The 21,556-nt window shown below is 66.5% G+C and carries 24 protein-coding genes and 1 tRNA gene; 17 read left to right on the top strand and 8 right to left on the bottom strand.

The genetic code is table 11. The annotated features are described in order from the left end of the window. The first annotated feature begins 11 nt into the window (after window positions 1–11). The 3 genes from rpsO to RTO53_RS06930 all read left to right on the top strand — a co-directional run bounded on the left by rpsO (window position 12) and on the right by RTO53_RS06930 (window position 4,023). Entirely contained in the window at window positions 12–272 is a 261-nt protein-coding gene (gene rpsO / locus RTO53_RS06940; protein WP_128097467.1) for a 30S ribosomal protein S15, read from the top strand. A 150-nt stretch (window positions 273–422) separates the two neighbouring features. After that, complete coding sequence (gene pnp, locus RTO53_RS06935; protein WP_312237096.1) at window positions 423–2,534, top strand: polyribonucleotide nucleotidyltransferase; 2,112 nt, start codon at window positions 423–425, stop codon at window positions 2,532–2,534. Between the two features lie 304 nt (window positions 2,535–2,838). Beyond that, complete coding sequence (locus RTO53_RS06930) at window positions 2,839–4,023, top strand: glycoside hydrolase family 18 protein (protein ID WP_312237095.1); 1,185 nt, start codon at window positions 2,839–2,841, stop codon at window positions 4,021–4,023. Here RTO53_RS06930 and RTO53_RS06925 read toward each other — a convergent pair. Further along, a complete protein-coding gene (locus RTO53_RS06925; protein WP_312237103.1) occupies window positions 4,011–4,394 on the bottom strand; it encodes a VOC family protein in 384 nt (127 codons plus the stop codon). The genes RTO53_RS06930 and RTO53_RS06925 overlap by 13 nt on opposite strands. Window positions 4,395–4,517: 123 nt before the next feature. On the opposite strand from RTO53_RS06925, the gene RTO53_RS06920 reads away from it, so the two are divergent. Beyond that, window positions 4,518–6,089 (top strand): winged helix-turn-helix domain-containing protein, encoded by a 1,572-nt coding sequence (locus RTO53_RS06920; protein WP_312237094.1) that lies wholly within the window; start codon window positions 4,518–4,520, stop codon window positions 6,087–6,089. Here the strand turns inward: RTO53_RS06920 and RTO53_RS06915 are convergent. From RTO53_RS06915 to RTO53_RS06900, 4 genes are all read right to left on the bottom strand, one after another. Next, window positions 6,058–7,134 carry a serine hydrolase gene (locus RTO53_RS06915; protein ID WP_312237093.1) on the bottom strand — a complete coding sequence of 359 codons (1,077 nt, stop codon included), beginning with the start codon at window positions 7,132–7,134 and terminating at the stop codon, window positions 6,058–6,060. The genes RTO53_RS06920 and RTO53_RS06915 overlap by 32 nt on opposite strands. 135 nt (window positions 7,135–7,269) lie before the next feature. Next, the gene (locus RTO53_RS06910; protein WP_312237092.1) at window positions 7,270–8,850 is read right to left on the bottom strand and encodes a PepSY-associated TM helix domain-containing protein; all 1,581 of its coding nucleotides are present in this window, start codon (window positions 8,848–8,850) and stop codon (window positions 7,270–7,272) included. A gap of 10 nt (window positions 8,851–8,860) precedes the next feature. Beyond that, window positions 8,861–9,124 carry a hypothetical protein gene (locus RTO53_RS06905; protein WP_312237091.1) on the bottom strand — a complete coding sequence of 88 codons (264 nt, stop codon included), beginning with the start codon at window positions 9,122–9,124 and terminating at the stop codon, window positions 8,861–8,863. Continuing rightward, window positions 9,124–9,453 carry a hypothetical protein gene (locus tag RTO53_RS06900; RefSeq protein WP_312237090.1) on the bottom strand — a complete coding sequence of 110 codons (330 nt, stop codon included), beginning with the start codon at window positions 9,451–9,453 and terminating at the stop codon, window positions 9,124–9,126. Before RTO53_RS06900 ends, RTO53_RS06905 begins: the two co-directional genes overlap by 1 nt. Window positions 9,454–9,819: 366 nt before the next feature. Between RTO53_RS06900 and thrS the strand changes: the two genes are divergently transcribed. The 11 genes from thrS (at window position 9,820) to panB (ending at window position 19,156) form a co-directional block, all read left to right on the top strand. Further along, complete coding sequence (thrS, locus tag RTO53_RS06895) at window positions 9,820–11,724, top strand: threonine--tRNA ligase (RefSeq protein WP_312237089.1); 1,905 nt, start codon at window positions 9,820–9,822, stop codon at window positions 11,722–11,724. A 48-nt stretch (window positions 11,725–11,772) separates the two neighbouring features. Continuing rightward, complete coding sequence (gene infC / locus RTO53_RS06890) at window positions 11,773–12,312, top strand: translation initiation factor IF-3 (protein WP_312237102.1); 540 nt, start codon at window positions 11,773–11,775, stop codon at window positions 12,310–12,312. 430 nt (window positions 12,313–12,742) lie between these two features. Beyond that, the gene (gene rpmI, locus RTO53_RS06885; RefSeq protein ID WP_017355265.1) at window positions 12,743–12,940 is read left to right on the top strand and encodes a 50S ribosomal protein L35; all 198 of its coding nucleotides are present in this window, start codon (window positions 12,743–12,745) and stop codon (window positions 12,938–12,940) included. Between the two features lie 10 nt (window positions 12,941–12,950). Further along, window positions 12,951–13,310 carry a 50S ribosomal protein L20 gene (gene rplT / locus RTO53_RS06880; protein ID WP_017355264.1) on the top strand — a complete coding sequence of 120 codons (360 nt, stop codon included), beginning with the start codon at window positions 12,951–12,953 and terminating at the stop codon, window positions 13,308–13,310. 196 nt (window positions 13,311–13,506) lie between these two features. Next, a complete protein-coding gene (pheS, locus tag RTO53_RS06875; RefSeq protein ID WP_312237088.1) occupies window positions 13,507–14,502 on the top strand; it encodes a phenylalanine--tRNA ligase subunit alpha in 996 nt (331 codons plus the stop codon). 93 nt (window positions 14,503–14,595) lie between these two features. Then, window positions 14,596–16,977, top strand: a complete 2,382-nt coding sequence (gene pheT, locus RTO53_RS06870; protein WP_312237087.1) for a phenylalanine--tRNA ligase subunit beta — start codon at window positions 14,596–14,598, stop codon at window positions 16,975–16,977. A 26-nt stretch (window positions 16,978–17,003) separates the two neighbouring features. Continuing rightward, on the top strand, window positions 17,004–17,303 hold the full coding sequence (locus tag RTO53_RS06865) for an integration host factor subunit alpha (protein WP_005410432.1): 300 nt from the start codon (window positions 17,004–17,006) through the stop codon (window positions 17,301–17,303). After that, entirely contained in the window at window positions 17,284–17,640 is a 357-nt protein-coding gene (locus RTO53_RS06860) for a MerR family transcriptional regulator (protein WP_068853353.1), read from the top strand. The genes RTO53_RS06865 and RTO53_RS06860 overlap by 20 nt, the downstream gene beginning before the upstream one ends. 67 nt (window positions 17,641–17,707) lie before the next feature. Beyond that, window positions 17,708–17,784 (top strand) — tRNA-Pro (locus RTO53_RS06855). A gap of 101 nt (window positions 17,785–17,885) precedes the next feature. After that, window positions 17,886–18,197: a hypothetical protein gene (locus tag RTO53_RS06850; RefSeq protein WP_312237086.1), complete on the top strand. Its 312-nt coding sequence runs from the start codon at window positions 17,886–17,888 to the stop codon at window positions 18,195–18,197. Window positions 18,198–18,304: 107 nt separating this feature from the next. After that, window positions 18,305–19,156, top strand: coding sequence for a 3-methyl-2-oxobutanoate hydroxymethyltransferase (gene panB / locus RTO53_RS06845; protein WP_312237085.1), 852 nt, complete (start codon window positions 18,305–18,307; stop codon window positions 19,154–19,156). A gap of 367 nt (window positions 19,157–19,523) precedes the next feature. On the opposite strand, the gene RTO53_RS06840 is transcribed toward panB, so the two are convergent. Continuing rightward, window positions 19,524–19,997, bottom strand: coding sequence for a hypothetical protein (locus tag RTO53_RS06840; protein WP_312237084.1), 474 nt, complete (start codon window positions 19,995–19,997; stop codon window positions 19,524–19,526). 129 nt (window positions 19,998–20,126) lie between these two features. On the opposite strand from RTO53_RS06840, the gene RTO53_RS06835 reads away from it, so the two are divergent. Beyond that, complete coding sequence (locus RTO53_RS06835; protein WP_312237083.1) at window positions 20,127–20,570, top strand: GNAT family N-acetyltransferase; 444 nt, start codon at window positions 20,127–20,129, stop codon at window positions 20,568–20,570. 111 nt (window positions 20,571–20,681) lie between these two features. Then, window positions 20,682–20,855, top strand: a complete 174-nt coding sequence (locus RTO53_RS06830; protein WP_256774665.1) for a DUF1328 domain-containing protein — start codon at window positions 20,682–20,684, stop codon at window positions 20,853–20,855. A gap of 86 nt (window positions 20,856–20,941) precedes the next feature. On the opposite strand, the gene RTO53_RS06825 is transcribed toward RTO53_RS06830, so the two are convergent. Together RTO53_RS06825 and RTO53_RS06820 are read right to left on the bottom strand one after the other, a co-directional pair. Further along, on the bottom strand, window positions 20,942–21,343 hold the full coding sequence (locus RTO53_RS06825; protein WP_312237082.1) for a type II toxin-antitoxin system HicB family antitoxin: 402 nt from the start codon (window positions 21,341–21,343) through the stop codon (window positions 20,942–20,944). Beyond that, the gene (locus RTO53_RS06820; RefSeq protein ID WP_312237081.1) at window positions 21,343–21,522 is read right to left on the bottom strand and encodes a type II toxin-antitoxin system HicA family toxin; all 180 of its coding nucleotides are present in this window, start codon (window positions 21,520–21,522) and stop codon (window positions 21,343–21,345) included. Before RTO53_RS06820 ends, RTO53_RS06825 begins: the two co-directional genes overlap by 1 nt. Window positions 21,523–21,556 lie beyond the last annotated feature (34 nt).

Raw genomic sequence — 21,556 nt, 5'->3', positions numbered from 1 at the left:
GAGAAAATAAAATGTCGATCGACACCCAGAAAGTCATTGAAGACAACAAGCGCAGCGCCACCGACACCGGCTCCCCGGAAGTCCAGGTCGCCCTGCTGACCGCCCGCATCGAACTGCTGACCGGCCACTTCAAGACCCACAAGAAGGATCACCACAGCCGCCGCGGTCTGCTGCAGATGGTCAACCGCCGCCGCAGCCTGCTCGACTACCTGAAGAAGAAAGACGCTCCGCGTTACAAGGCCCTGATCGAAAAGCTCGGCCTGCGTCGCTAAGCACGAATCCCCACCGCGGCGCAGGAATGCGCCGCGGTTTTGTTTTGGCAGTACCGCATCAAACGCCTGGACCGGACAACCGGTCACCCGTCGGCGGCAAGGGTCGCCCACGGTCCATTCGAAGAAAGCATCATCCCAAGGAAATCCCCCGTGGCAAAAATCACCAAAACCTTCCAGTACGGCAAACATACCGTCACGCTTGAAACCGGCGAAATCGCCCGTCAGGCCGGCGGTGCCGTCATCGTCAAGTTCGACGACACCGTGCTGCTGGTCTCCGCCGTGGCTGCCAAGAGCGCGCGTGAGGGCCAGGACTTCTTCCCCCTGACCTGTGACTACCAGGAGAAGTTCTACGCCGGTGGCCGTATCCCGGGTGGTTTCTTCAAGCGCGAAGGCCGCGCGACCGAAAAAGAGACGCTGATTTCGCGCCTGATCGATCGCCCGATCCGTCCGCTGTTCCCGGAAGACTACAAGAACGAAGTGCAGATCATCGCCACGGTGATGTCGCTGAACCCGGACATCGACGGCGACATCGCCGCGCTGATCGGTGCCTCGGCCGCGCTGTCGCTGGCCGGTACCCCGTTCAAGGGTCCGATCGCCGCCGCCAAGGTGGGTTACAAGAACGGTGAGTACATCCTCAACCCGACCGTGACCGAACTGAAGGATTCGGAGCTGGAACTGGTTGTGGCCGGTACCGCCAACGCCGTGCTGATGGTGGAATCCGAAGCCGCGCTGCTGTCCGAAGACGTGATGCTGGGCGCTGTGACCTTCGGTCACCGCGAAATGCAGAAGGTCATCCACGCGATCAACGAACTGGTCGTGGAAGCCGGCACCAAGCCGTCGACCTGGGAAGCCCCGGCCAAGAACGACGTGCTGATCAGCGCCCTGCAGGAAGCCATCGGCCCGCGTCTGGGCGAAGCCTTCCAGGTGCGCGACAAGCTGCAGCGCCGTGACGCCATCTCGGCGATCAAGAAGGACGTGGTCGAGTCGCTGGCCGGCCGCGTGGCCGCCGAAGGCTGGAACCCGGCCGAGCTGTCGAAGGAATTCGGCGAGCTGGAATACAGCACCATGCGCAACTCGGTGCTGGACACCAAGGTCCGCATCGACGGCCGTGCGCTGGACACCGTCCGCCCGATCGCCGTGAAGACCGGCATCCTGCCGCGTACCCACGGTTCGGCGCTGTTCACCCGCGGTGAAACGCAGGCCATCGTGACCATCACCCTGGGCACCGCCCGTGATGGCCAGGTCATCGACGCCGTGTCCGGTGAGTACAAGGACAACTTCCTCTTCCATTACAACTTCCCCCCCTACTCGGTGGGTGAGACCGGCCGCATGATGGGCCCGAAGCGTCGCGAAATCGGCCACGGCCGCCTCGCCAAGCGCGGCGTGCTGGCAGTGATGCCGTCGCTGGAATCCTTCCCGTACACCATCCGCGTGGTGTCGGAAATCACCGAATCCAACGGCTCCTCGTCGATGGCCTCGGTCTGCGGTTCCTCGCTGGCCCTGATGGACGCCGGCGTGCCGGTCAAGTCGCCGGTGGCCGGTATCGCCATGGGTCTGGTCAAGGAAGGCGAGCGCTTCGTCGTCCTGTCCGACATCCTGGGTGACGAAGATCACCTGGGCGACATGGACTTCAAGGTCGCCGGTACCGCTGAGGGCATCTCCGCCCTGCAGATGGACATCAAGATCGAAGGCATCACCGAAGAGATCATGAAGCAGGCACTGCAGCAGGCCAAGGCTGGCCGTCTGCACATCCTGGGCGAGATGGCCCATGGCCTGACCGCGCCGCGTCAGGAGCTGTCGGACTACGCGCCGCGCCTGCTGACCATCAAGATCCACCCGGACAAGATCCGCGAAGTGATCGGCAAGGGTGGTTCCACCATCCAGGCCATCACCAAGGAAACCGGCACCCAGATCGACATCCAGGATGACGGCACCATCGTCATCGCCTCGGTCAATGCCATCGCTGCGCAGGCCGCCAAGGCCCGCATCGAGCAGATCACCTCGGACGTCGAGCCGGGCCGCATCTACGAAGGCAAGGTCGCCAAGATCATGGACTTCGGTGCGTTCGTCACCATCCTGCCGGGCAAGGATGGCCTGGTGCACGTGTCGCAGATCTCCAGCGACCGCGTCGAGAAGGTCGGCGACGTGCTGAAGGAAGGCGATGTGGTCAAGGTCAAGGTGCTGGAAGTGGACAAGCAGGGCCGTATCCGCCTGTCGATGAAGGCCGTCGAAGAAGGCGAAGGCGCCGTCGCCGCCGAGTAATCGGCGCACGCCGATCGCCCGGTAGCTGAGGACCGTTGGTTCTCACGCTTTCGAAAAGGAAAAGCGGGCTTCGGCCCGCTTTTTCTTTGCCTGCGGCCGCACGCCATCGGTGGACTCGCCGGATCACCCGGACGGGGCTGCATGCCCCGCGGCTGACCGCGTCTTACCTTGCGTGCTGTCCGGCAGGACTCCTGCAGCAGGCGCCATGCTGTCTGCAGGACAGCTTTGCAGGACTTGCCATGCAAACCCATTCCCGCCCCCTGCCGGTCTGCTAACGTGGCCTCGCCTTCAACCGGGAGTTCGCATGTTCCGTCATTCCGTGGCCGTACTCGCCGTGCTGATCGCCAGCCTTCTACCGCACGCGGCATCTGCTGCGGAATCGGCACCCAAGGTGATCGGCGCTTACTACCCCGGCGGTTCGGCCGAGCGCTATCCGGTCGCGAGCATCCCCGCCGACACGCTGACCCACCTGTTCTACGCGTTCGCCACCATCGAGCAGGGGCAGTGCGTGGTCGGCGCGCAGGCCGATGCACATTTCAAGGCACTGGCCACGCTCAAGCGTGCGCATCCCGGGCTGCACACGTTGATCTCCATCGGCGGCTGGAACGCGGGCGGCTTCTCCGATGCCGCACTCACTGCCGACAGCCGCGCGCGCTTCGTGGCCTCCTGCGTGGCGTTGTTCTTCGAGCGGCATCGCGGCAGTTTCGATGGCGTGGATATCGACTGGGAATTTCCGGTGTCTGGCGGTCCCACCGACATCGCCCGCCGCCCGCAAGACCGCCGCAACATGACCTTGCTGGTGCAGGAATTCCGCCGTCAGCTCGATGCGGTGGGCAAGCCGCGCGCGCAACACCTGCTGCTCACGGCGGCGCTGCCGGCCGGTCGCGTGCAGACCGACGGCCCTTACGATCCGGCGCTCAGCTACGAGTTGAAGGAACTCGGGCGCGCGCTCGATTTCATCAACCTGATGAGCTACGACATGGGCACCGGTTTCTCCAAGGTGTCCACCTTCAACGCGCCCCTGCGACAGGTGCCGACCGATCCGCTGGACCCGGTGCTGCGACGCTGGAACACCGTTGAAGGCGCGGTGCAGTACTACCAGCAGCACGGCGTACCGGCCGACAAGCTGGTGCTGGGCGTGCCGTTCTACGGGCGCGGTTTCCGTGTCACCACCGACGCGGGTGAGGGGCTGTACCAGCCCTACAGCGCGCCGTTCGATGCCGGCGACTGGCGGCGCATCCGCAGCGACTTCCTCGACCAGCCCGGCTGGCAGCGGCATTGGCATCCGGTGGCGCAGACGCCATGGCTGTACAACCCGGCCGAACGCATCTTCATCAGCTACGAAGACCCGACCTCGATCGGTGCGCGCGCGGCGTATGCGAAGCAGGCGCAGCTGCGCGGCGTGTTCACCTGGGAACTGACCGGCGATGACGCGCAGGGCAGCCTGTTGCAGGCCATGTCCGCGCCGTTCCTGCCTCAGTCGAGGTAACGCGCGACCTCGATCAGGTTGGCATCGGGGTCGCGGAAATACACCGACAGGATCGGGCCGGTCGCGCCGGTGCGCTGCACCGGCCCTTCTTCCACCACCACGCCCTGCGCCTCCAGGTGCGCGAGGATCTCCTCCGTCGTTGCGTAGGTGATCAGGCACAGGTCCGCCGCGCCTGGCGTGGGGCGATCGGCCTTGGGTTCGAACTCCTTGCCGTGCGCATGCAGGTTGATCTTCTGCATCCCGAACCGCAGGGCCTTGCGGCCTGTGCCGAAATCGATGACCTCCATGCCCAGTACGCGCTGGTAGAAGTCGCAGGTGGTGGCGATGTCGGCCACGGTCAGGACAAGGTGGTCGAGGCGGTCGATATGCAGGTCGGTCATGGCGGTGCGGGCGTGGGGGCTTGGGCGCACTGTAGCTGCCCCGTTGCGATTGGGCGGTGATGCGGCGCCATCGGCCACATCCGGCACGGTTCGCGGTGGCCTATGCTTGCCGGCATGGAGACTGTGCGCCTGCTGGACCTGGATATCGACCGCACCCTGCAGCAGGTGCGACGCGATGGCGTGGTCCTGCCAGTCACCGGGCTCAGTTGGCGCCTGCTGGACTGCCTGCTCGCCCACGGTGATGCGGTGGTGGACTTCGACACGCTGGCCGCGCAGGTCTGGGCGCCGGCGGTGGTCGGCGAGGATGCGATCAGTCAACGGGTGAAGCTGTTGCGGCAGGCGCTGGGCGATGACGGCCGGCAGCCACGCTACGTGCGCTCGGTGCGCGGGCGCGGTTACCAGCTGTGCGCGCCATTGCAGCCGGTACCGCCGCAGGCCAGCGCCATGGGAACATCGCGGACGCGCCGCTGGATCGGGCCCATCGCAGCGATGACCGCCGTCGTCGCAGCGGGCGTGATCACCGTGGCATGGCCAACGCGTGTACCGACCTCGCCCGCCGGGCCGGTGCTGGAGCGTGCGGACTATTACGCCGGTATCGGCCAGGCCAGCAACAATACGCGGGCCATTGCGCTGTATCGGCAGGCGTTGCAGATCGACCCGGATTCGCGGGTCGCCCGTCGCGGCCTGGCCCGCGCGCTTGCCGCCGATGCCTGCCTGTTCAATGGCGCCCGCGAGCGTGCGCAGGAAGCGTTGCAGCTGGCCGGGCAGGTACTGCGCGCCACACCCGACGATGCCGCCGCCTACGCCGCACGCGGGTATGCGCACGACTGCCTCGGGGCAATGCCGCAGGCCATCGCCGATTACCGGCAGGCGCTGCAACGCGACCCGGACGATGAGCGCACCCGCGCCTCGCTGGCCTATCTGCATCAGGAACAGGGACACCTCGCGCTGGCGCTGCAGAACAACCTCGCGCTGCGCGCGCCCGAGCGGATCCGCTTCCTCGATGTGCAGGTGGCGCGCGAACTGGAACTGCTTGGCTTCACAGAGGCGGCCGCACGCCGCCACGAGCGCAATTTCCAGCTGTATCCGGACAACGTCTTCGCCAACATCGCCTGGCCCCGCACGCTGCTGGCCCTGGGCGAGCAGGGCAGGGCGGACGCGGCGCTGGAGCAGGCCCTGGCACGCGGCACCCCGCATCCGGCACTGCTGCGGCTGCAGGGTGAAATGCGGTTGATGCAGGGTGATCGCGCGGGCGCCGGGCAGGCCTTCGAGCGCAGCCGCCAACTGCGTCCACAGCAGTCGATGGGACAGACGCTGGCCGGGCTGCACGGCGTCGAACCGGCCACGCCGGACTGGATCGCCGCGCGCCTGCGGGCACTGGACGGGCAGGCCGACGACGGCTGGTCCGACACCGCGCTGGAACGTGCGCTTTTGCACCAGGCCCAGGGCGACGCGGTCGCCGCCCTGGGCGACCTGCATCGCGCCGTGGACGCCGGCTTCCGCGATGTCGCCTGGCTGCGTGCCACGCCGCTGTTCGCGCCGCTGCACGATGCCGCGGACTGGCCGCGGCTGCTGGCCAGGATCGATGCCGACGTGGCCGCACAGCGTGCGCAGGTGTTGGCGGCCCCGTGGCGTCCCGAGGAGCTGGCCGGTGTCAGTGCAGCGCGGGCAGCAGGAACCCGGTGAGGATGCGCCGCGACTGCGGATGGGCGTAGCTGCGGTTGTAGGCGCGGCTGGTGATCACCGCCACCAGCTTCTTCTCCGGCAGCACGAACACGTAGTTGCCGCCATTGCCGGACATCGTCCACACGGTCTGTTCGCGACCGTCGACCGGCAGGTTGAGGCCCCACCACTGGTAGCCGTAATCGCTGCCATCGTCGGTGCGCGCCTGCGCGCTGACCATCGCCTGCACGTAGTTGGCCGGGACCAGCTGGCGGCCCTGCCAGCGGCCACCAGCGCGGACCAGTTCGCCCAGCCGCGCCAGATCGCGGCTGCGGTAACGGGTGCCGCCGCCGCCCATGCCGATGCCCTCGGGCGAACGGTTCCACTGGCTGGCTGAAATGCCGAGCGGACGTTCCAGTGCCTTGGCCGCGTAGTCGGCCAGTGGCAGCTTCGTGGCGCGCTCAAGCACCGCACCAAGCACGAACGAATTGGCCGTGCAGTAGGCATGCGCGCGGCCGTGCGGGCTGTCCTGCGGCCGGGTCATCCACGGTGCGAAGCCCTTGACCGGCAGCGACAGGGCGAAGTCCAGCCACTTCTCGGTGACGTACATGCGCTCCTCGTTGCCGGCGGAGAACGCGTTCTGATCGTCGCACTCCCACAGGCTGCTCATGGTCAGCAGGTCTTCGACGGTGGTGGCGCGCAGGCGCGGATCGACCGGATGCCGCGCGGTGAACTCGGGGAAGTAGTCGTAGACCCTGGCCTTTACGCCGGGCAGGCTGCCGTCGCCAATCGCCGCGCCGACCAGCAGGGCGGTGACGCTCTTGCTGGCCGAGCGCACGTCATTGAGCATCTCGACGCTGCCGCCATTGAAATAGCCCTCGTAGACGATCGTGCCGTCCACCATCAGCAGCACGCTGGTGACCTGCTTGATGTCGTCACTGGCGATGGCCGACTCGAGGGCGGCGATCCGGGACGCGTCCAACGCTGGCGACGCCGCCAGCGCCGCGACGGGCAGGGCGGTGGCCAGCGACAGGATCAGGGTGGCCAAACGGGGTGGGGTGCGGTGCATGGGCTGGGTTCCTCGGGATGAGGAACCCACTAGGCCCGGGCAGCGTCTGAAGTGCTGGAAAGGTGGCTGAAGAATTCTGAAGGCGTGATGCGCCAAGGGCCCCCGCCAGCCGCGCGACTCCCCGCGTGCGCCCGATCAGGGCGCCGCCTGCTCCGTCCTGCGCGACCACACGCTGTTGGGTTCGCCGTGGATCGCCCGTCGGCTGCTCGCCCGGGCCATGGCCGCGAACCCGAGCGCCATCGCCAGTGCCACCCCATCCACCCAGAACAACGGCCCGTAGCCGCGCTGCGCGCTGGTCCACAACCACAGCCCGCTCATCGCGCCATGCACAAGCGGAATCAGCGCGGTGGTGATCGCAGCGGCCCACAGCAGCTCGCGTGCGGCCTGCCACGGCGCGCGCACGGCGGCCCACAACGCGCAGCCGCCCCAGACCAGGAAGCAGGTCCAGCGCATGCCGACGTCGGCGTGGGCAGGGGCCAGATACTCCAGCAGCTGCACGCTGACGAACGCGGCCGATACCGCCACGCACAGACCGATGCACACCCCGACCGTGGCCCGCGCCATGTTGATCTGCGCACGCCCCTGCACCTGCTGGCGGCGTTTGCGGCGCGACTCGATCCACAACAGGTTGCCGGAATAGAACAGGAACGCACCGCCGAGCCCCAACGCGAAGTACAGCCACGGCACCAGCGCGTTGCCGTACTCGCCGAAATGCAGCGCATAGGCGGCCGCCAGGGTGGCGTGGTTGGCATCGCGCCTGCCCGGCAGCTGCGTATGCAGCACCTCACCGGTGTTGGCATCCAGCGCCACCGCGCCCAGCGGCCCCAGCGACACTCCGCCGTCGCCGGTGATCTCGATCACCGCGTTGGCATCGCCGGCGTTGGCCAGCTTCAGATAGGCCGGCTCGAAGCGCTTCTGGCCCTGGTCACGGGCCACCGCGATCGCGCGTGCGTGCAGCATGCCCAGGCTGCCGGGGCGCACCGTCTCGCCGGCCGGGGCGCGGATCGGCGCGGTATCCATCGCCGCCGGCAAGGCGGCCATCAGCTTGCCGTCGTAGACCAGCGGGTTGAGCGCGGCCATCTGCAGGAACACCAGGCACAGCAGCGCACCGGTCACGGCGAACAGCAGGTGGAAGGGCAGGCTCAGCACCCCGATCACGTTGTGCGCGTCCTGCCACATCTGCTTGAGGTTGCGGCCCGGGCGCAGCGCGAACAGATCGCCGACCAGCCTGGGCAGGTGGATCACCAGTCCGGACAGCAGCGCCAGCCCGTACAGCAGGCTGACCACCCCCATCACATAGATGCCGGCCACCGGCAGGCCCAGCGTGTAGTGCAGTTCGTTGATGAGCTCGGCCAACCCGGCCTGCGGTGGGGTCGGGCTGCCGTCGTACTGGTCGGCCCAGGCGAACAGCCAGGTGCCCTTGGCGTCCTGCCAGTACGCCACCGACTGCGGCGTCTCGGCACCGGGGAAGGTCATCCCGATGTGCCTGCGCGCCTCCGGGTGCCGGGCCAGCACGCCGTCCAGCAGGCGCTGGGCGTCGTCCAGCGTCTGCGCCGGCTGCTCCATGGCATGCGGCGATTGCCACAGCGGCAGGTCATGGTGGAACACGGTGATCGCACCGGCATAGAACGCCACGAACAGGGCGAAGCCGGCGACCAGGCCGACCCAGGTATGCACCGTGGTGAACGTGCGCAGGGTGAGCGAGCTGAATTTCATCGGGACACCCTCACACCACCCAGTGATTGACGCGCAGCAGCCACAGCAGCGCGAAGCCGGCCAGCGCGGTGGCACCCAGCCAGCCCCAGGCGCGCAGACCGGTACGGAACGCAAACGCCCACAGCGCCGCCAGCATCCAGAACGGAATGAAGGCGATCAGGCTGGGCACGATCGCCGCCTGCCACGGCCCCGACGGCAGCCACGCCACCAGTCCGGCCGCGGCGGCAGCCACGAAGAAGCCGGCCACCAGCCCGGCCAGCGCACGTGCCCACATCAGCGCCGCGCCTCACGTTCCGGGCGTGTCCACGCGGCCAGATAGGGCAGCACCAGCGCGGTGAGCATCCACCCGGCCAGGGTCACGCACAGCCCGGTCGCCAAGCCCAGCTGCCCCATCCACAGCCATAGCGAGGTGGCTGACGCAATCAACCCGATCTGCCGGCCCAGGCGCCCGGCGCGACGTAGTCGCGGCCAGCGGCAGTGCGGCGAGGCCGCATAGAAGGCCAGTGCCGAGAAGGCCGATGCGGCCGTGGCCACGCCGCAGTAAAGCAGGGTCAGGGCGTTGCCGCTCAGCACGGGGAGCCCATCGAACGGACGGCGGAACACATGGCAGATCCTTGGGGGAGAGTGCATTGCCGGGGTAACGCGGCAGTGCGCAGATGGTAATCATTGCGGTTTTGGTGCGCCACAGGCGGGTGTTCAGGCGGCCCGGCGGCCGTGCCTGGCGCAAAAGCGTGAGGTTTGGTTTAAGATCACCGACATCCACATCAAGGCAACAAGGTGGCCCGCGCCCAGCGCCGGTCCAGCGTGCGACATGAGCACTACCATCGCCCACCGCTGAATGCTCCCGACGGCCCCTTGCAGGCGCCTTCGTGGCGCTTTTTTTATGGCCGACCGGCCAGGCCCCGTTGCCTACCTTCCCGAATTCGTCTCCCCGGCCTGCGTTGCAGGCCCACCAGAAAAAGCCCAGTCATGATCGCGATCACGCTCCCCGACGGCAGCCGCCGTGAGTTCGAAAACCCCGTCAGTGTCATGGACGTCGCCCAGTCGATCGGCGCCGGCCTGGCCAAGGCCACCATCGCCGGTTCCGTCGATGGCGTGCTGGTCGACGCCAGCGACGTGATCGATCGCGATGCGACCCTGCGCATCATCACCGCCAAGGACGAGGAAGGCGTGGAGATCATCCGCCACTCCGCCGCCCACTTGGTCGGCCATGCGGTCAAGCAGCTGTACCCGGACGTCAAGATGGTGATCGGCCCGGTCATCGCCGAAGGCTTCTACTACGACATCTACTCCGAGCGCCCGTTCACGCCCGAGGACATGGCCGCCATCGAGAAGCGCATGGGCGAGCTGATCGCCCAGGACTACGACGTCATCAAGAAGGTCACTCCGCGCGCGGAGGTGATCGAGATCTTCAAGGCGCGTGGCGAAGACTACAAGCTGCGCCTGATCGAGGACATGTCGCCGGACATCCAGGCCATGGGCATGTACTACCACCAGGAATACGTGGACATGTGCCGCGGCCCGCACGTGCCCAACACGCGCTTCCTGAAGGCGTTCAAGCTGACCCGCATTTCCGGTGCCTACTGGCGCGGCGATGCCAAGAACGAGCAGCTGCAGCGCATCTACGGCACCGCGTGGGCCGACAAGAAGCAGCTGGAGTCCTACATCAAGCGCATCGAAGAAGCCGAAATGCGCGACCACCGCCGCATCGGCAAGCAGCAGGAGCTGTTCCACCTGCAGGAAGAAGCCCCGGGCCTGGTGTTCTGGCACCCCAAGGGCTGGGCGCTGTGGCAGGTGGTCGAGCAGCACATGCGCCGCGTCTACCGTGACAGCGGCTACGGCGAAGTGCGCTGCCCGCAGATCCTGGACGTGTCGCTGTGGCAGAAGTCCGGCCACTGGGACAACTATCAGGAGAACATGTTCTTCACCGAGTCGGAGAAGCGCACCTACGCGGTCAAGCCGATGAACTGCCCGGGCCACATCCAGGTCTTCAACCAGGGCCTGCACAGCTACCGCGACCTGCCGATCCGCTACGGTGAGTTCGGTTCGTGCCACCGCAACGAGCCGTCCGGCGCGCTGCACGGCATCCTGCGCGTGCGCGGTTTCACCCAAGACGACGGCCACGTGTTCTGCACCGAGTCGCAGATCGAGGCGGAAGTGACCGCCTTCCACCAGCAGGCGCTGGCGGTCTACACGACCTTCGGCTTCGAGGACATCCAGATCAAGATCGCGCTGCGCCCGGAAAAGCGCCTCGGCGATGACGCCACCTGGGACAAGGCCGAGGGCGCGCTGCGCTCGGCGCTGGGCAGCTGTGGCGTGGAATGGCAGGAGCTGCCGGGCGAGGGCGCCTTCTACGGCCCGAAGATCGAGTACCACCTCAAGGACGCCATCGGCCGCACCTGGCAGCTGGGCACCATGCAGGTCGATTTCATGATGCCCGGCCGCCTCGGCGCCGAGTACGTGGACGAGAACAGCCAGAAGAAGCACCCGGTCATGCTGCACCGGGCCATCGTGGGCTCGATGGAGCGGTTCATCGGCATCCTGATCGAGCACCACGCCGGGTCCTTCCCGTCCTGGCTGGCCCCGACCCAGGTGGTGGTGGCCAATATCACCGATGCCCAGGCTGAATACGTAAGCCAGGTCAGGAAAACCCTTGCAGATCAAGGCTTCCGGGTAAACGCCGATTTGCGCAACGAGAAGATCGGATATAAGATTCGCGAGCATACGCTGCAGCGGGTTCCGTACCTGCTGGTGGTCGGCGACCGTGAGAAGGAAAATGGCGCCGTGGCCGTGCGTACGCGCTCTGGCGAAGATCTGGGCAGCATGTCCGTCCAGGCCTTCATCGAGCGGTTGCAGGCAGAACAGTCCGTGTAAGAAAGTCCCGGCCCTGCGGATCCTCCGCTGAGGGCCGGTTTGATTCCTCTGGGAGATTGCAATATCAGTACCCCTGACAACAAACAGAACCGCAAGAATCAGGAAATCCGGGTGCCGCGCGTCCGCGTGATCGGCAGCGACGGAGAAATGATTGGTGTGTTGACGCGTGACGAAGCGCTGTCGAAGGCCGAAGACGAAGGTCTGGACCTGGTCGAGATCCAGCCGCAGGCGGATCCGCCGGTGTGCAAGATCATGGACTTCGGCAAGTTCAAGTTCGAAGCGCAGAAGAAGGCCAACGAGGCCAAGAAGAAGACCAAGCAGGTCGAGATCAAGGAAGTGAAGTTCCGTCCGGTCACCGATGAAGGCGACTACCAGATCAAGCTGCGCAAGATGCGCGGTTTCCTGGAAGAGGGCGACAAGATCAAGGTCAACATCCGCTTCCGTGGTCGCGAAATGAGCCATCAGGAACTGGGTCGCGAAATGGCCAACCGGATCGAAGCCGATCTGGGTGAGGACATCGTGATCGAGTCCCGTCCGCGCCTTGAAGGCCGGCAGATGGTGATGATGATCGCGCCGAAGAAGAAGTAACTGGCCATCGGGCGTAGAGCCGAGCGTTGCTCGGCTGCACACTCGAGGGGCGAGGTGGAGCCGGGCGTTGCTCGGCGTCCCGCTTCCCGCTTCGCGCACCCCACAGCAGGCGTCGATCGGCGCCTTCTGCTGTTTCCCGCGTGCGCGGCCCGGCGTGGCGTTGGCCCACCGGCCGCTCCGTTCAGGTTCGGGCGCCTTCGGTAAACATCCGCCCGATCAAAGGTTTGCAACCTCCCGTTTACACGGGCATAATGGGCGGCCCCGTTTTTCGGGGCGCTGTTTTGAACGGTTACACGCTGTTTCAACGGCAACAGGACCGGCCTGGTTCCCATCGGGGATCCCGGGCTTACAAGCAGGCAAGGGCACGGACGGAAAGTGTGGCGCAAGCCACCGCCCTGGTCAGTGACAAAACATCATCAAGGACATTGCAATGCCCAAGATCAAAACCAACCGGGCGGCGGCCAAGCGTTTCCGCAAGACCGCCTCCGGCAAGTTCAAGGCTGGCCATGCCAACCGTAGCCACATCCTCACGAAGAAGTCGACCAAGCGGAAGCGCAATCTGCGTCAGACGAACCATGTTCGTGCAGAAGACGCAGGCCGTTTGAACCGTATGCTTCCCTACCTCTGAGGACTGACCCATGGCACGAGTAAAGCGTGGCGTACAGGCGCGTCGCCGCCACAAGAAAATTCTGACCCTGGCGAAGGGTTACTACAACGCTCGCCGCAAGGTCTTCCGCGTTGCCAAGCAGGCCGTGATCAAGGCACAGCAGTACGCCTACATCGGTCGTAAGCAGAAGAAGCGCAATTTCCGTTCGCTGTGGATCACCCGCATCAACGCGGCTGCCCGCATCAACGGCCTGAGCTACAGCCGTTTCATGAATGGCCTGCTCAAGTCCGGCATCACCCTGGACCGCAAGGTTCTGGCTGACATCGCCGTGCACGACGCAGCCGGTTTTGCTGCACTGGCCGAAAAGGCCAAGGGCGCGCTGGCGGCATAAGTCCATTCCCCTGCCGTTGCCGTTTTCGCGCAGCGGCGGTGGGTAAGGCAAATGCATGGGGAAGGGCGCAAGTCCTTCCCCATTCTTTTTTGTGGTGGCGGTGGCCGGCAGCGAGCCATCGACCCGACAGCGGTGGCGACGGGTGTCGGCCCGGCGTGTATCGCGAAGGCATACCGACGCGAGGTCCCGGCTATCCATGAGTGACATCCAATCCCTGACCACCCAGGCGCTGGCCGACGTGGCCGCCGCCAGCAGCCCCGATGCGCTGGAAGCCCTGCGCGTTGCTCTGCTGGGCAAGAACGGCAGCATCACCGCCCAGCTCAAGCAGCTTGGCGCGTTGCCGGCCGATGCGCGCAAGGCCGCCGGCGAAGCCATCAACCGTTCGCGCGATGCGCTGACCACCGCGCTGGCCGAACGCAAGGCGGTGCTGGACGACGCGGCGCTGGACGTGCGCCTGGCCGCAGAAGCCATCGACATCACCCTGCCGGGACGCCGCGCCGATCGCGCTGGCCTGCATCCGGTCACCCGGACCCTGGAGCGCATCACCGAGATCTTCGGTCGGCTCGGGTACGAGTTGTCCGAGGGCCCGGAGATCGAAGACGACTGGCATAACTTCGAAGCGCTGAACTTCCCGCCGCACCATCCGGCGCGTGCGATGCACGACACCTTCTATTTCGGCGACGGCCGCCTGCTGCGCACGCATACCTCCGGGGTGCAGGTGCGCTACATGGGCGAGCACGCGCCGCCGCTGCGCATGATCGCCGCCGGCAAGGTCTATCGCAGCGACAGCGACCAGACCCACTCGCCGATGTTCCATCAGGTCGAAGGCCTGCTGGTGGACGAGCATTCGACCTTCGCCGACCTCAAGGGCACGTTGTCCGAGTTCGTGCGTGCGTTCTTCGAGCGCGATTTCGAGATGCGTTTCCGCCCCAGCTACTTCCCCTTCGTCGAACCCGGCGCGGAAGTGGACATCGCCTGGCAGCAGCCCGACGGCAGCACCCGCTGGCTGGAAGTGCTCGGCTGCGGCATGGTCCACCCCAACGTGCTGCGCAGCGTCGGCATCGATCCGGAGCGCTACACCGGCTTCGCCTTCGGCATGGGCGTGGAGCGCTTTGCGATGCTGCGGTATGGCGTCCACGACCTGCGCGCGTTCTTCGAGAACGACGTGCGGTTCCTGAAGCAGTTCGCGTAAGCGCGTCAGCGTAACGCCGGGCCATGCCCGGCCGGATCGGATCCAAGACCATCACGGCCCAGGCGCATGCGCCGGGCCCACCAGGGTGACACCATGAAATTCTCTGAAAACTGGCTGCGCAGCCACGTTCCCACCTCGGTCTCGCGCGATGAACTCGGCGCGGTGCTGACCGCCATCGGCCTGGAAGTGGAAGAAGTCACCGCGCTCGGCGCGGGCCTGGACCACGTCGTGGTGGCGCGGATCGTCTCGGCCGAGCGCCACCCCGAAGCCGACCGCCTGCAGATCTGCCAGGTCGACGCGGGACAGGGCGAGCACCTGCAGATCGTCTGCGGCGCACCCAACGCGCGCCCGGGCCTGGTCGCGCCGCTGGCGATGGTGGGCGCGCAGATCGGCGCGCTGGCGATCAAGCCGGCCAAGCTGCGTGGCGTGGACTCCAACGGCATGCTGTGCTCGGCCAAGGAACTGGGCCTGGACAGCGATGCCTCGGGCCTGTTCGAACTGCCCGACGATGCGCCGGTCGGCCAGTCGCTGGTGGAGTACCTGGGCCTGCCCGATGCCAGCATCGAGATCAAGCTGACCCCCAACCGCGCCGACTGCTTCAGCATCCGCGGCATCGCCTTCGACGTGGCCGCCGCGTGCGCCAGTGAAGTGGTGCCGTTCGAGGCGGCGCCAGTGGCGCCGGTGGGCACGCGCGAACTGAGCGTCGCACTGGACGCCGGTGCCGAAGCGCCGCGCTATGTCGGCCGCGTCATCGAGGGCATCAACGCGCGCGCCGCCACCCCGTTGTGGATGGCCGAGCGCCTGCGCCGCAGTGGCGTGCGCCCGGTGTCGCTGCTGGTGGACATCACCCAGTACGTGATGCTGGAACTGGGCCAGCCGATGCACGCCTTCGACCTGAACACCCTGCAGGGCAGCATCGGCGTGCGTCGCTCGCGCGCCGGTGAAGCGCTGAAACTGCTGGACGGCCGCGACGCGGCGCTGGACGACAGCTTCCTGCTCGTCACCGACGCCGATCGGCCGATCGCACTGGCCGGCCTGATGGGCGGCTTCGACACCCGCGTCACCGACGACACCACCGCCGTGTTCCTGGAAGCGGCCCACTTCGCGCCCGCCGCGATCATGGGCCGTGGCCGCAAGCTCGGCCTGCACACCGACGCCGGCCACCGCTTCGAGCGTGGCGTCGACCCGGCGCTGCCGCGGACCGCGATCGAGTACGCCACCCGGCTGGTCCTGGACCTGGCCGGCGGCACCCCGTCGCCGGTTACCGAGGCCGTGCGCGAGGCCGACCTGCCGGCCACCGCCACGATCGTCCTGCGCCGCGCGCGCATCGCCCGCGTGCTCGGCATCCAGATCGCCGATGCCGACGTCGCGCGCATCCTGCGCGCGCTGGGCATGGAGGTGGCCGACCTCGCCGAGGGCTGGCAGGTGACCGCGCCGAGCCGCCGCTTCGACATCGCCATCGAAGAAGACCTGATCGAAGAGCTGGCCCGCATCCACGGTTACGAGCAGATTCCGACCACGCTGCCGGGCGGTGCCTCGCGCATCGCCATGCCCAGTGAAACCCGCCTGGACGAGCTCAGCGTGCGCCGCCAGCTGGTCGCCCGCGATCTGCAGGAAACCATCAACTACGCCTTCGTCGACGCCGGCCTGCTGGGCCACTGGCAGTTGCACCAGGACGTGGTGGCGCTGGCCAATCCGCTGTCGGCCGAACTGGCGGTGATGCGCCCGTCGCTGCTGCCGGGGCTGGTCGCCACGCTGGGCCGCAATGCCGCGCGCCAGCTGGGCCGCGTGCGCCTGTTCGAACTGGGCCGCAGCTTCCACCCGCAGGCGGGCGAGGGCACCCCGGCGCCGCTGGAAACCCAGCGTGTGGCCGCCGCCGTATGCGGCGATGCTGACCCGCAGCAGTGGGGCCTGGCCACCCGCAAGGTCGATTTCCACGACCTCAAGGGCGACCTGGAGTCGCTGGCCGCCGCCACCGGCGCGGTGCTGGCGTTCCAGCCGTCGCAGCGCCCGTACGGGCACCCGGCGCGTTCGGCCGAGGTCCTGCGCGACGGCGTCAGCCTGGGCTGGATCGGCCAGATCCACCCGCGCCTGGCCAAGGCCATGGACATCGACGTGGACGTGTTCGCCTTCGAGCTGGACCTGGCCCCGCTGGCTGCCCGCCAGCTGCCGCGTGCCGCCGAGCTGTCCCGGTTCCCGTCGGTTCGCCGCGACCTGGCCTTCCTGGTCCCCGAGGCCGCTGCCTGGGCCGACCTGGAAGCCACCCTGCGCCGCGCCGTCGGTCCGCTGCTGCGCCAGGTCACCCTGTTCGACCGCTATGTCGGCCAGGGGGTCGAGCCGGGCTTCAAGAGTCTCGCTATGGGCTTGATTTTGCAGGACAAGTCGCGCACTCTGACGGACCGCGACGTGGAGTCCGTGGTGGCCGAGGCAGTCTCTGCCATGGAGCGTGAACACCACGCCCGGATCCGCGGTTGAGCGGGCAGCATGGGGGGTAGCAGGCAATGGCATTGACCAAGGCTGAGATGGCCGAGAAGCTGTTCGACGAAGTGGGTCTGAACAAGCGCGAAGCCAAGGAATTTGTCGACGCGTTCTTCGATGTGTTGCGAGAGGCATTGGAACAGGGACGTCAGGTGAAGCTGTCCGGCTTCGGCAATTTCGACCTGCGGCGCAAGAACCAGCGCCCGGGCCGCAACCCGAAGACCGGTGAGGAAATTCCGATTTCCGCCCGTACGGTGGTCACCTTCCGTCCGGGCCAGAAGCTCAAGGAAAGGGTAGAGGCATATGCTGGATCCGGGCAGTAACCGCGAACTTCCGCCGATACCGGCCAAGCGCTACTTCACCATTGGTGAAGTCAGCGAGCTGTGCGACGTCAAACCGCACGTGCTGCGCTACTGGGAGACCGAGTTCCCCAGCCTGGAGCCGGCCAAGCGCCGCGGCAACCGACGCTACTACCAGCGCCATGACGTGCTGATGGTGCGCCAGATCCGTGGCCTGCTCTACGAGCAGGGCTACACCATCGGCGGCGCGCGGCTGCGTCTGGAAGGTGCCGGCGCCCGCGACGAATCGGCCCTGAGCAACCAGATCATCAAGCAGACGCGGATGGAGCTGGAAGAAGTGCTTCAATTGCTGCGTCGCTGAACAAATACGCGGATAAAACCGTTATACTCGTCGGCCCGCTGAGAGGCGGGGACATTGCCAGCATCATCGGGGCGTAGCGCAGCCTGGTAGCGCATCTGCCTGGGGGGCAGAGGGTCGTCGGTTCAAATCCGGCCGTCCCGACCAATGTTGGTGATTCGATCAAAGGCTTGTGCAGCGATGCGCAGGCCTTTTTTCTTTGGCGTTCGGAACTGCTTCCGCTGTGACATAGGCGCTACCATGGGCCCATGAACACTCACTCCCCCGACCCAGGCGCTCCCCGGCTGCTTGGCTTCGACGTGCCCGACCTGCACACCCGCGTTGATCAGGCCGAGGACGAGGCCATCGTGGCCATGCTCGATGTGGAGCCTTCGGCTGCGTGGCTCGAGGTTTTCCATGCCCATGTCGATGCGCTCAAAGGCGCGCTCGGCCTTGCCGGCGTGGAGATCGATGGAAGGACGATCCGCTTCTTCGGCTCCATCGCCGACGGCCGCCGCCTGGCCAATGAGATCACCGGGCTGATCAAGGACGTTGCGCAGACGCTGTCCAGCCAACGCTGACCACCGGACTGCCGGACCCGCCGCGCGATCGCGCGGTGTTGCGGATGCCATGACATTTTTCGTAACGCAGCCGACCCACCGTCGGCGCTACATCCAAGGGCATTGCCATGAACGAACAACCCCCGCCGTACGCCAATCCGCAGAGCCCGCTGGCCCAGGCCAAGCGCGTGCGCATTCCGCACCTGCAGCAGATGAAGGAGCGCGGCGAGAAGTGGGCGATGCTCACCGCGTACGACATGTACACCGCGGCGATCTTCGAGGACGCGGGCATTCCGGTGCTGCTGATCGGCGATTCGGCGTCCAACAACGTATTCGGCAACGACAGCCTGTTGCCGGTCACCGTGGATGAGCTGATGCCGCTGGTGCGTGCGGTGAGCCGTTGCACGCGCCGTCCGCTGGTGATCGCCGATCTGCCGTTCGGGTCCTACCAGGCCTCGCCGGAGCAGTGCTTCCATACGGCGGTGCGTTTCATGAAGGAAGGCGGCGCGCATGCGGTCAAGCTGGAAGGCGGCATCGAGATGGTGCCGCAGGTGCGCAAGCTGGTGAGTTCGGGTATCCCGGTGATGGCGCATATCGGCTTCACGCCGCAATCGGAGCACCAGTTGGGCGGCTTCCGCGTCCAGGGCCGTGGCGACAGCGGCCCGGTGCTGGTGGAAGCCGCGCGCGCACTGGAAGCGGCCGGTGCGTTTGCGGTGCTGATCGAAATGGTGCCGGCCGACGTCGCCGCACAGATTACCGCTGCGGTGTCGGTGCCGACGGTGGGCATCGGCGCGGGCAGCGACTGCGATGCGCAGGTGCTGGTCTGGCAGGACATGGCCGGGCTGCGCACCGGGCAGCTGCCGCGCTTCGTCAAGCAGTACGCGGACATGCACGGGCTGCTGCAGAAGGCCGCGCGCGACTTCGCCGCGGAGGTCGAGGCGGGTGTATTCCCCGGGCCGGAACACGCGTTCCAGTCGTAACCGGCCTGGGAGGGGATGGGCGCGTCGTTGGCCGTCCTAGCCGATGGCGCGCAGCACTTCTTCAATCAGAACCACGTAGCAGGCCACGAAGTAGAACTTCAGCAAGGCCGGGTGTTGCTTGGTGATAAGCGCGCGCATGGGCGTGGGCAGAATGGGTGGACGCCTCGATTGTGACGGAGGCGTGAATTTGTGGCAATGATCACAAATTAAATGCACTTAGCGAGGTGATGGACGATGACGCTGCATCCTCAAATGTATTCCAAGTGGCTGATTTTTATTCACAAATCCAACTAACGCCGACGCCCATCGACGGGGCGATGGAGGCCCTGGCAGGCCGTTTTGCCCTTGGCAGCCGATGCCGGTGCGCTCAGGCCGGGCCCAGCACCCGCCGTATCAGACGCCGCAGCACGACGGCCGCCAGGGTCAGCGGGATCACAATCGGCCATTGCAGCAGGAACAGCCCCGCCGTGATCTCCCACTGACTCCAGGTGTTGCCGAACACCTGCGCATCCGGCGGCCCGAGCCGGATGACCAGCAGTGTCGCCACGGCGAAGGCCAGGTCCTGCCAGCGCGGTGCGCGGCGCACGCATGCCAGTCGGCCGATCAGCAGCACCGCGGGCATCACCACCAGGCTCGCCAGCAACGCGTGCATCAGCACGTCGCCGCGCTCGTAATCGTAAGGAATCGACGGCCACCTCCATCCGAGCTGCCCGGTCTCGAGCTGGGCGGTCAGCACACACGCGAAGACAAGCGACGTGGCGAACAGCACGACGAGATCGATACCGGCGCGGACCACACCTTGCGCGACGTTGGATGCGGGTAGGGCAGGGGAGAGCGACATGGCGGTGGCTGCGCGGCGCGGCGGGCAATCTCAGCAGATTCCATCGGATTTGTCGCGACCGTCGTGCGCGCGTGGCTTAGAGTGAGGCCACGTGGGTAGCGGCATCAGGAGACAGGGATGATCAGGGCAATGCGCGACAGCGACCGGAACGCCGCCAGCGCGATCTGCATGCGCGCGTTCCTGGCGGCGGTGGCGCCATCGCTGTCAGCGTTCGGCGTGGAGACCTTCCGCCTGATTGCAGCGCCCGACGGTTTCGCACAGCGCAGGGCGCAGGACAACCTGCAGCTCGTCTACGAGGATGCGGGGCGGATCAAAGGCGTGGCCGAGCTGAAGCAGCGCCGCCATGTGGCGATGCTGTTTGTCGACCCCGGTTGCCAACGCCAGGGCATTGGTGAGGCGTTGTTGGCGGCCATGGTCGAACAGGCCCACACCGCGCGGCTGACGGTGAGCGCCTCGCTGCCGTCGGTGGGCTTTTATGCGCGCAGCGGATTCCGGAGCATGGGCGAGGTGGCCGAGTCGGCCGGGCTGGTTTACCAGCCCATGGAGCGGTCCCGGATCACCGGCACCCAGTGATTCACCGCCGCCTGACTTCACGTGGTTCGCGCGCACCGTTCACGAGCGCGGGACAGCCGCGCGACTATGTTGAATGCCTGTCAGTCATCCCGGTTGCGGGTAAGGATCAACATGATCAAGTGGGCCATCATCTTCGCCATCATCGGCCTCATTGCCGGTGCACTGGGCTTCGGCGGGCTCGCCGGTGCATCCATCGGCATCGCCAAGTTCCTGTTCTGGGCTGGCATCATCATCGCCGTGGTGCTGTTCCTGCTGGGCATGACCATCGCCAAGAAGGTCACTTGACCGCAGCGGCAACGCAGCGGTGATACGAAGAGGCCTGCGCAGCAATGCGCAGGCCTTCTGCTTTTCAGTTCCCTGGTGTCATCGGCTCACGTGGCCGGGGATGCCGTGCTCAATTCGTGCTCGGCGGCCATCGCCAGGAACGCCGACCGCGACATCCGTCGCGCAGCAGCAGCGTGGTCGATCTTGCCTACAAGGTGTTCGGGCAGGCTGATGTTCAAGCGCACCGCGCGCGTGTTGATCTTGGCCAGATCGATGTCGACCAGCATCCAGAACCCATCGGTGTACTGCGGATCACTTCGATGGGCGCTTACCGGAGAGGGGCGCGGCGGCATGCCGGACTCGCCGTCGTACATCAACTCCACCGCCTCCTGGATCAGGCACGGAAGCGCTTCGGGATCATCGGCAGCAGAGTGGACGCCGGGGAGGTCCGGGAGGATGGCGCCATAGGCACTGTTGTTTTCCTGATGGACAAAGACAGGGTAGAGCATCACGTCCTCCATCCGGCTTGCCGGAGAATGCTGTTGACGGTGCCGCGTGGCAGATCCTTTTTGGGATGCGGCAGGATCACGCAGCGTTCGCCTTTGCGCAGTTTGTGGTCGCTGCCACGCACGCCGACGATGACGAAACCATCTGCAAGCAGGCGACGCACGAGTTCACGACTGTCCATGGCGACAGGAACGCACGCCGTGATCTCGGTGTCT

Origin of the sequence: Stenotrophomonas sp., from assembly GCF_031995405.1 — a bacterium.
In the GTDB taxonomy this organism is placed as follows: domain Bacteria; phylum Pseudomonadota; class Gammaproteobacteria; order Xanthomonadales; family Xanthomonadaceae; genus Stenotrophomonas.
The sequence above is the reverse complement of the archived record's forward strand: the minus strand, read 5'-3'. Positions and strand labels throughout refer to the sequence as shown.

What these genes read in the sequence shown, in the direction of transcription:
- RTO53_RS06860 (WP_068853353.1), top strand. Translation starts at nt 17,284, where the DNA reads ATGCTGGATCCGGGCAGTAACCGCGAACTTCCGCCGATACCGGCCAAG.
- thrS (WP_312237089.1), top strand. Translation starts at nt 9,820, where the DNA reads ATGATCGCGATCACGCTCCCCGACGGCAGCCGCCGTGAGTTCGAAAAC.
- RTO53_RS06920 (WP_312237094.1), top strand. Translation starts at nt 4,518, where the DNA reads ATGGAGACTGTGCGCCTGCTGGACCTGGATATCGACCGCACCCTGCAG.
- RTO53_RS06820 (WP_312237081.1), bottom strand. Translation starts at nt 21,522, where the DNA reads ATGGACAGTCGTGAACTCGTGCGTCGCCTGCTTGCAGATGGTTTCGTC.
- RTO53_RS06865 (WP_005410432.1), top strand. Translation starts at nt 17,004, where the DNA reads ATGGCATTGACCAAGGCTGAGATGGCCGAGAAGCTGTTCGACGAAGTG.
- RTO53_RS06825 (WP_312237082.1), bottom strand. Translation starts at nt 21,343, where the DNA reads ATGCTCTACCCTGTCTTTGTCCATCAGGAAAACAACAGTGCCTATGGC.
- rpmI (WP_017355265.1), top strand. Translation starts at nt 12,743, where the DNA reads ATGCCCAAGATCAAAACCAACCGGGCGGCGGCCAAGCGTTTCCGCAAG.
- pheT (WP_312237087.1), top strand. Translation starts at nt 14,596, where the DNA reads ATGAAATTCTCTGAAAACTGGCTGCGCAGCCACGTTCCCACCTCGGTC.
- RTO53_RS06850 (WP_312237086.1), top strand. Translation starts at nt 17,886, where the DNA reads ATGAACACTCACTCCCCCGACCCAGGCGCTCCCCGGCTGCTTGGCTTC.
- RTO53_RS06830 (WP_256774665.1), top strand. Translation starts at nt 20,682, where the DNA reads ATGATCAAGTGGGCCATCATCTTCGCCATCATCGGCCTCATTGCCGGT.
- panB (WP_312237085.1), top strand. Translation starts at nt 18,305, where the DNA reads ATGAACGAACAACCCCCGCCGTACGCCAATCCGCAGAGCCCGCTGGCC.
- RTO53_RS06910 (WP_312237092.1), bottom strand. Translation starts at nt 8,850, where the DNA reads ATGAAATTCAGCTCGCTCACCCTGCGCACGTTCACCACGGTGCATACC.
- rpsO (WP_128097467.1), top strand. Translation starts at nt 12, where the DNA reads ATGTCGATCGACACCCAGAAAGTCATTGAAGACAACAAGCGCAGCGCC.
- RTO53_RS06915 (WP_312237093.1), bottom strand. Translation starts at nt 7,134, where the DNA reads ATGCACCGCACCCCACCCCGTTTGGCCACCCTGATCCTGTCGCTGGCC.
- RTO53_RS06835 (WP_312237083.1), top strand. Translation starts at nt 20,127, where the DNA reads ATGCGCGACAGCGACCGGAACGCCGCCAGCGCGATCTGCATGCGCGCG.
- rplT (WP_017355264.1), top strand. Translation starts at nt 12,951, where the DNA reads ATGGCACGAGTAAAGCGTGGCGTACAGGCGCGTCGCCGCCACAAGAAA.
- RTO53_RS06840 (WP_312237084.1), bottom strand. Translation starts at nt 19,997, where the DNA reads ATGTCGCTCTCCCCTGCCCTACCCGCATCCAACGTCGCGCAAGGTGTG.
- pheS (WP_312237088.1), top strand. Translation starts at nt 13,507, where the DNA reads ATGAGTGACATCCAATCCCTGACCACCCAGGCGCTGGCCGACGTGGCC.
- RTO53_RS06930 (WP_312237095.1), top strand. Translation starts at nt 2,839, where the DNA reads ATGTTCCGTCATTCCGTGGCCGTACTCGCCGTGCTGATCGCCAGCCTT.
- RTO53_RS06905 (WP_312237091.1), bottom strand. Translation starts at nt 9,124, where the DNA reads ATGTGGGCACGTGCGCTGGCCGGGCTGGTGGCCGGCTTCTTCGTGGCT.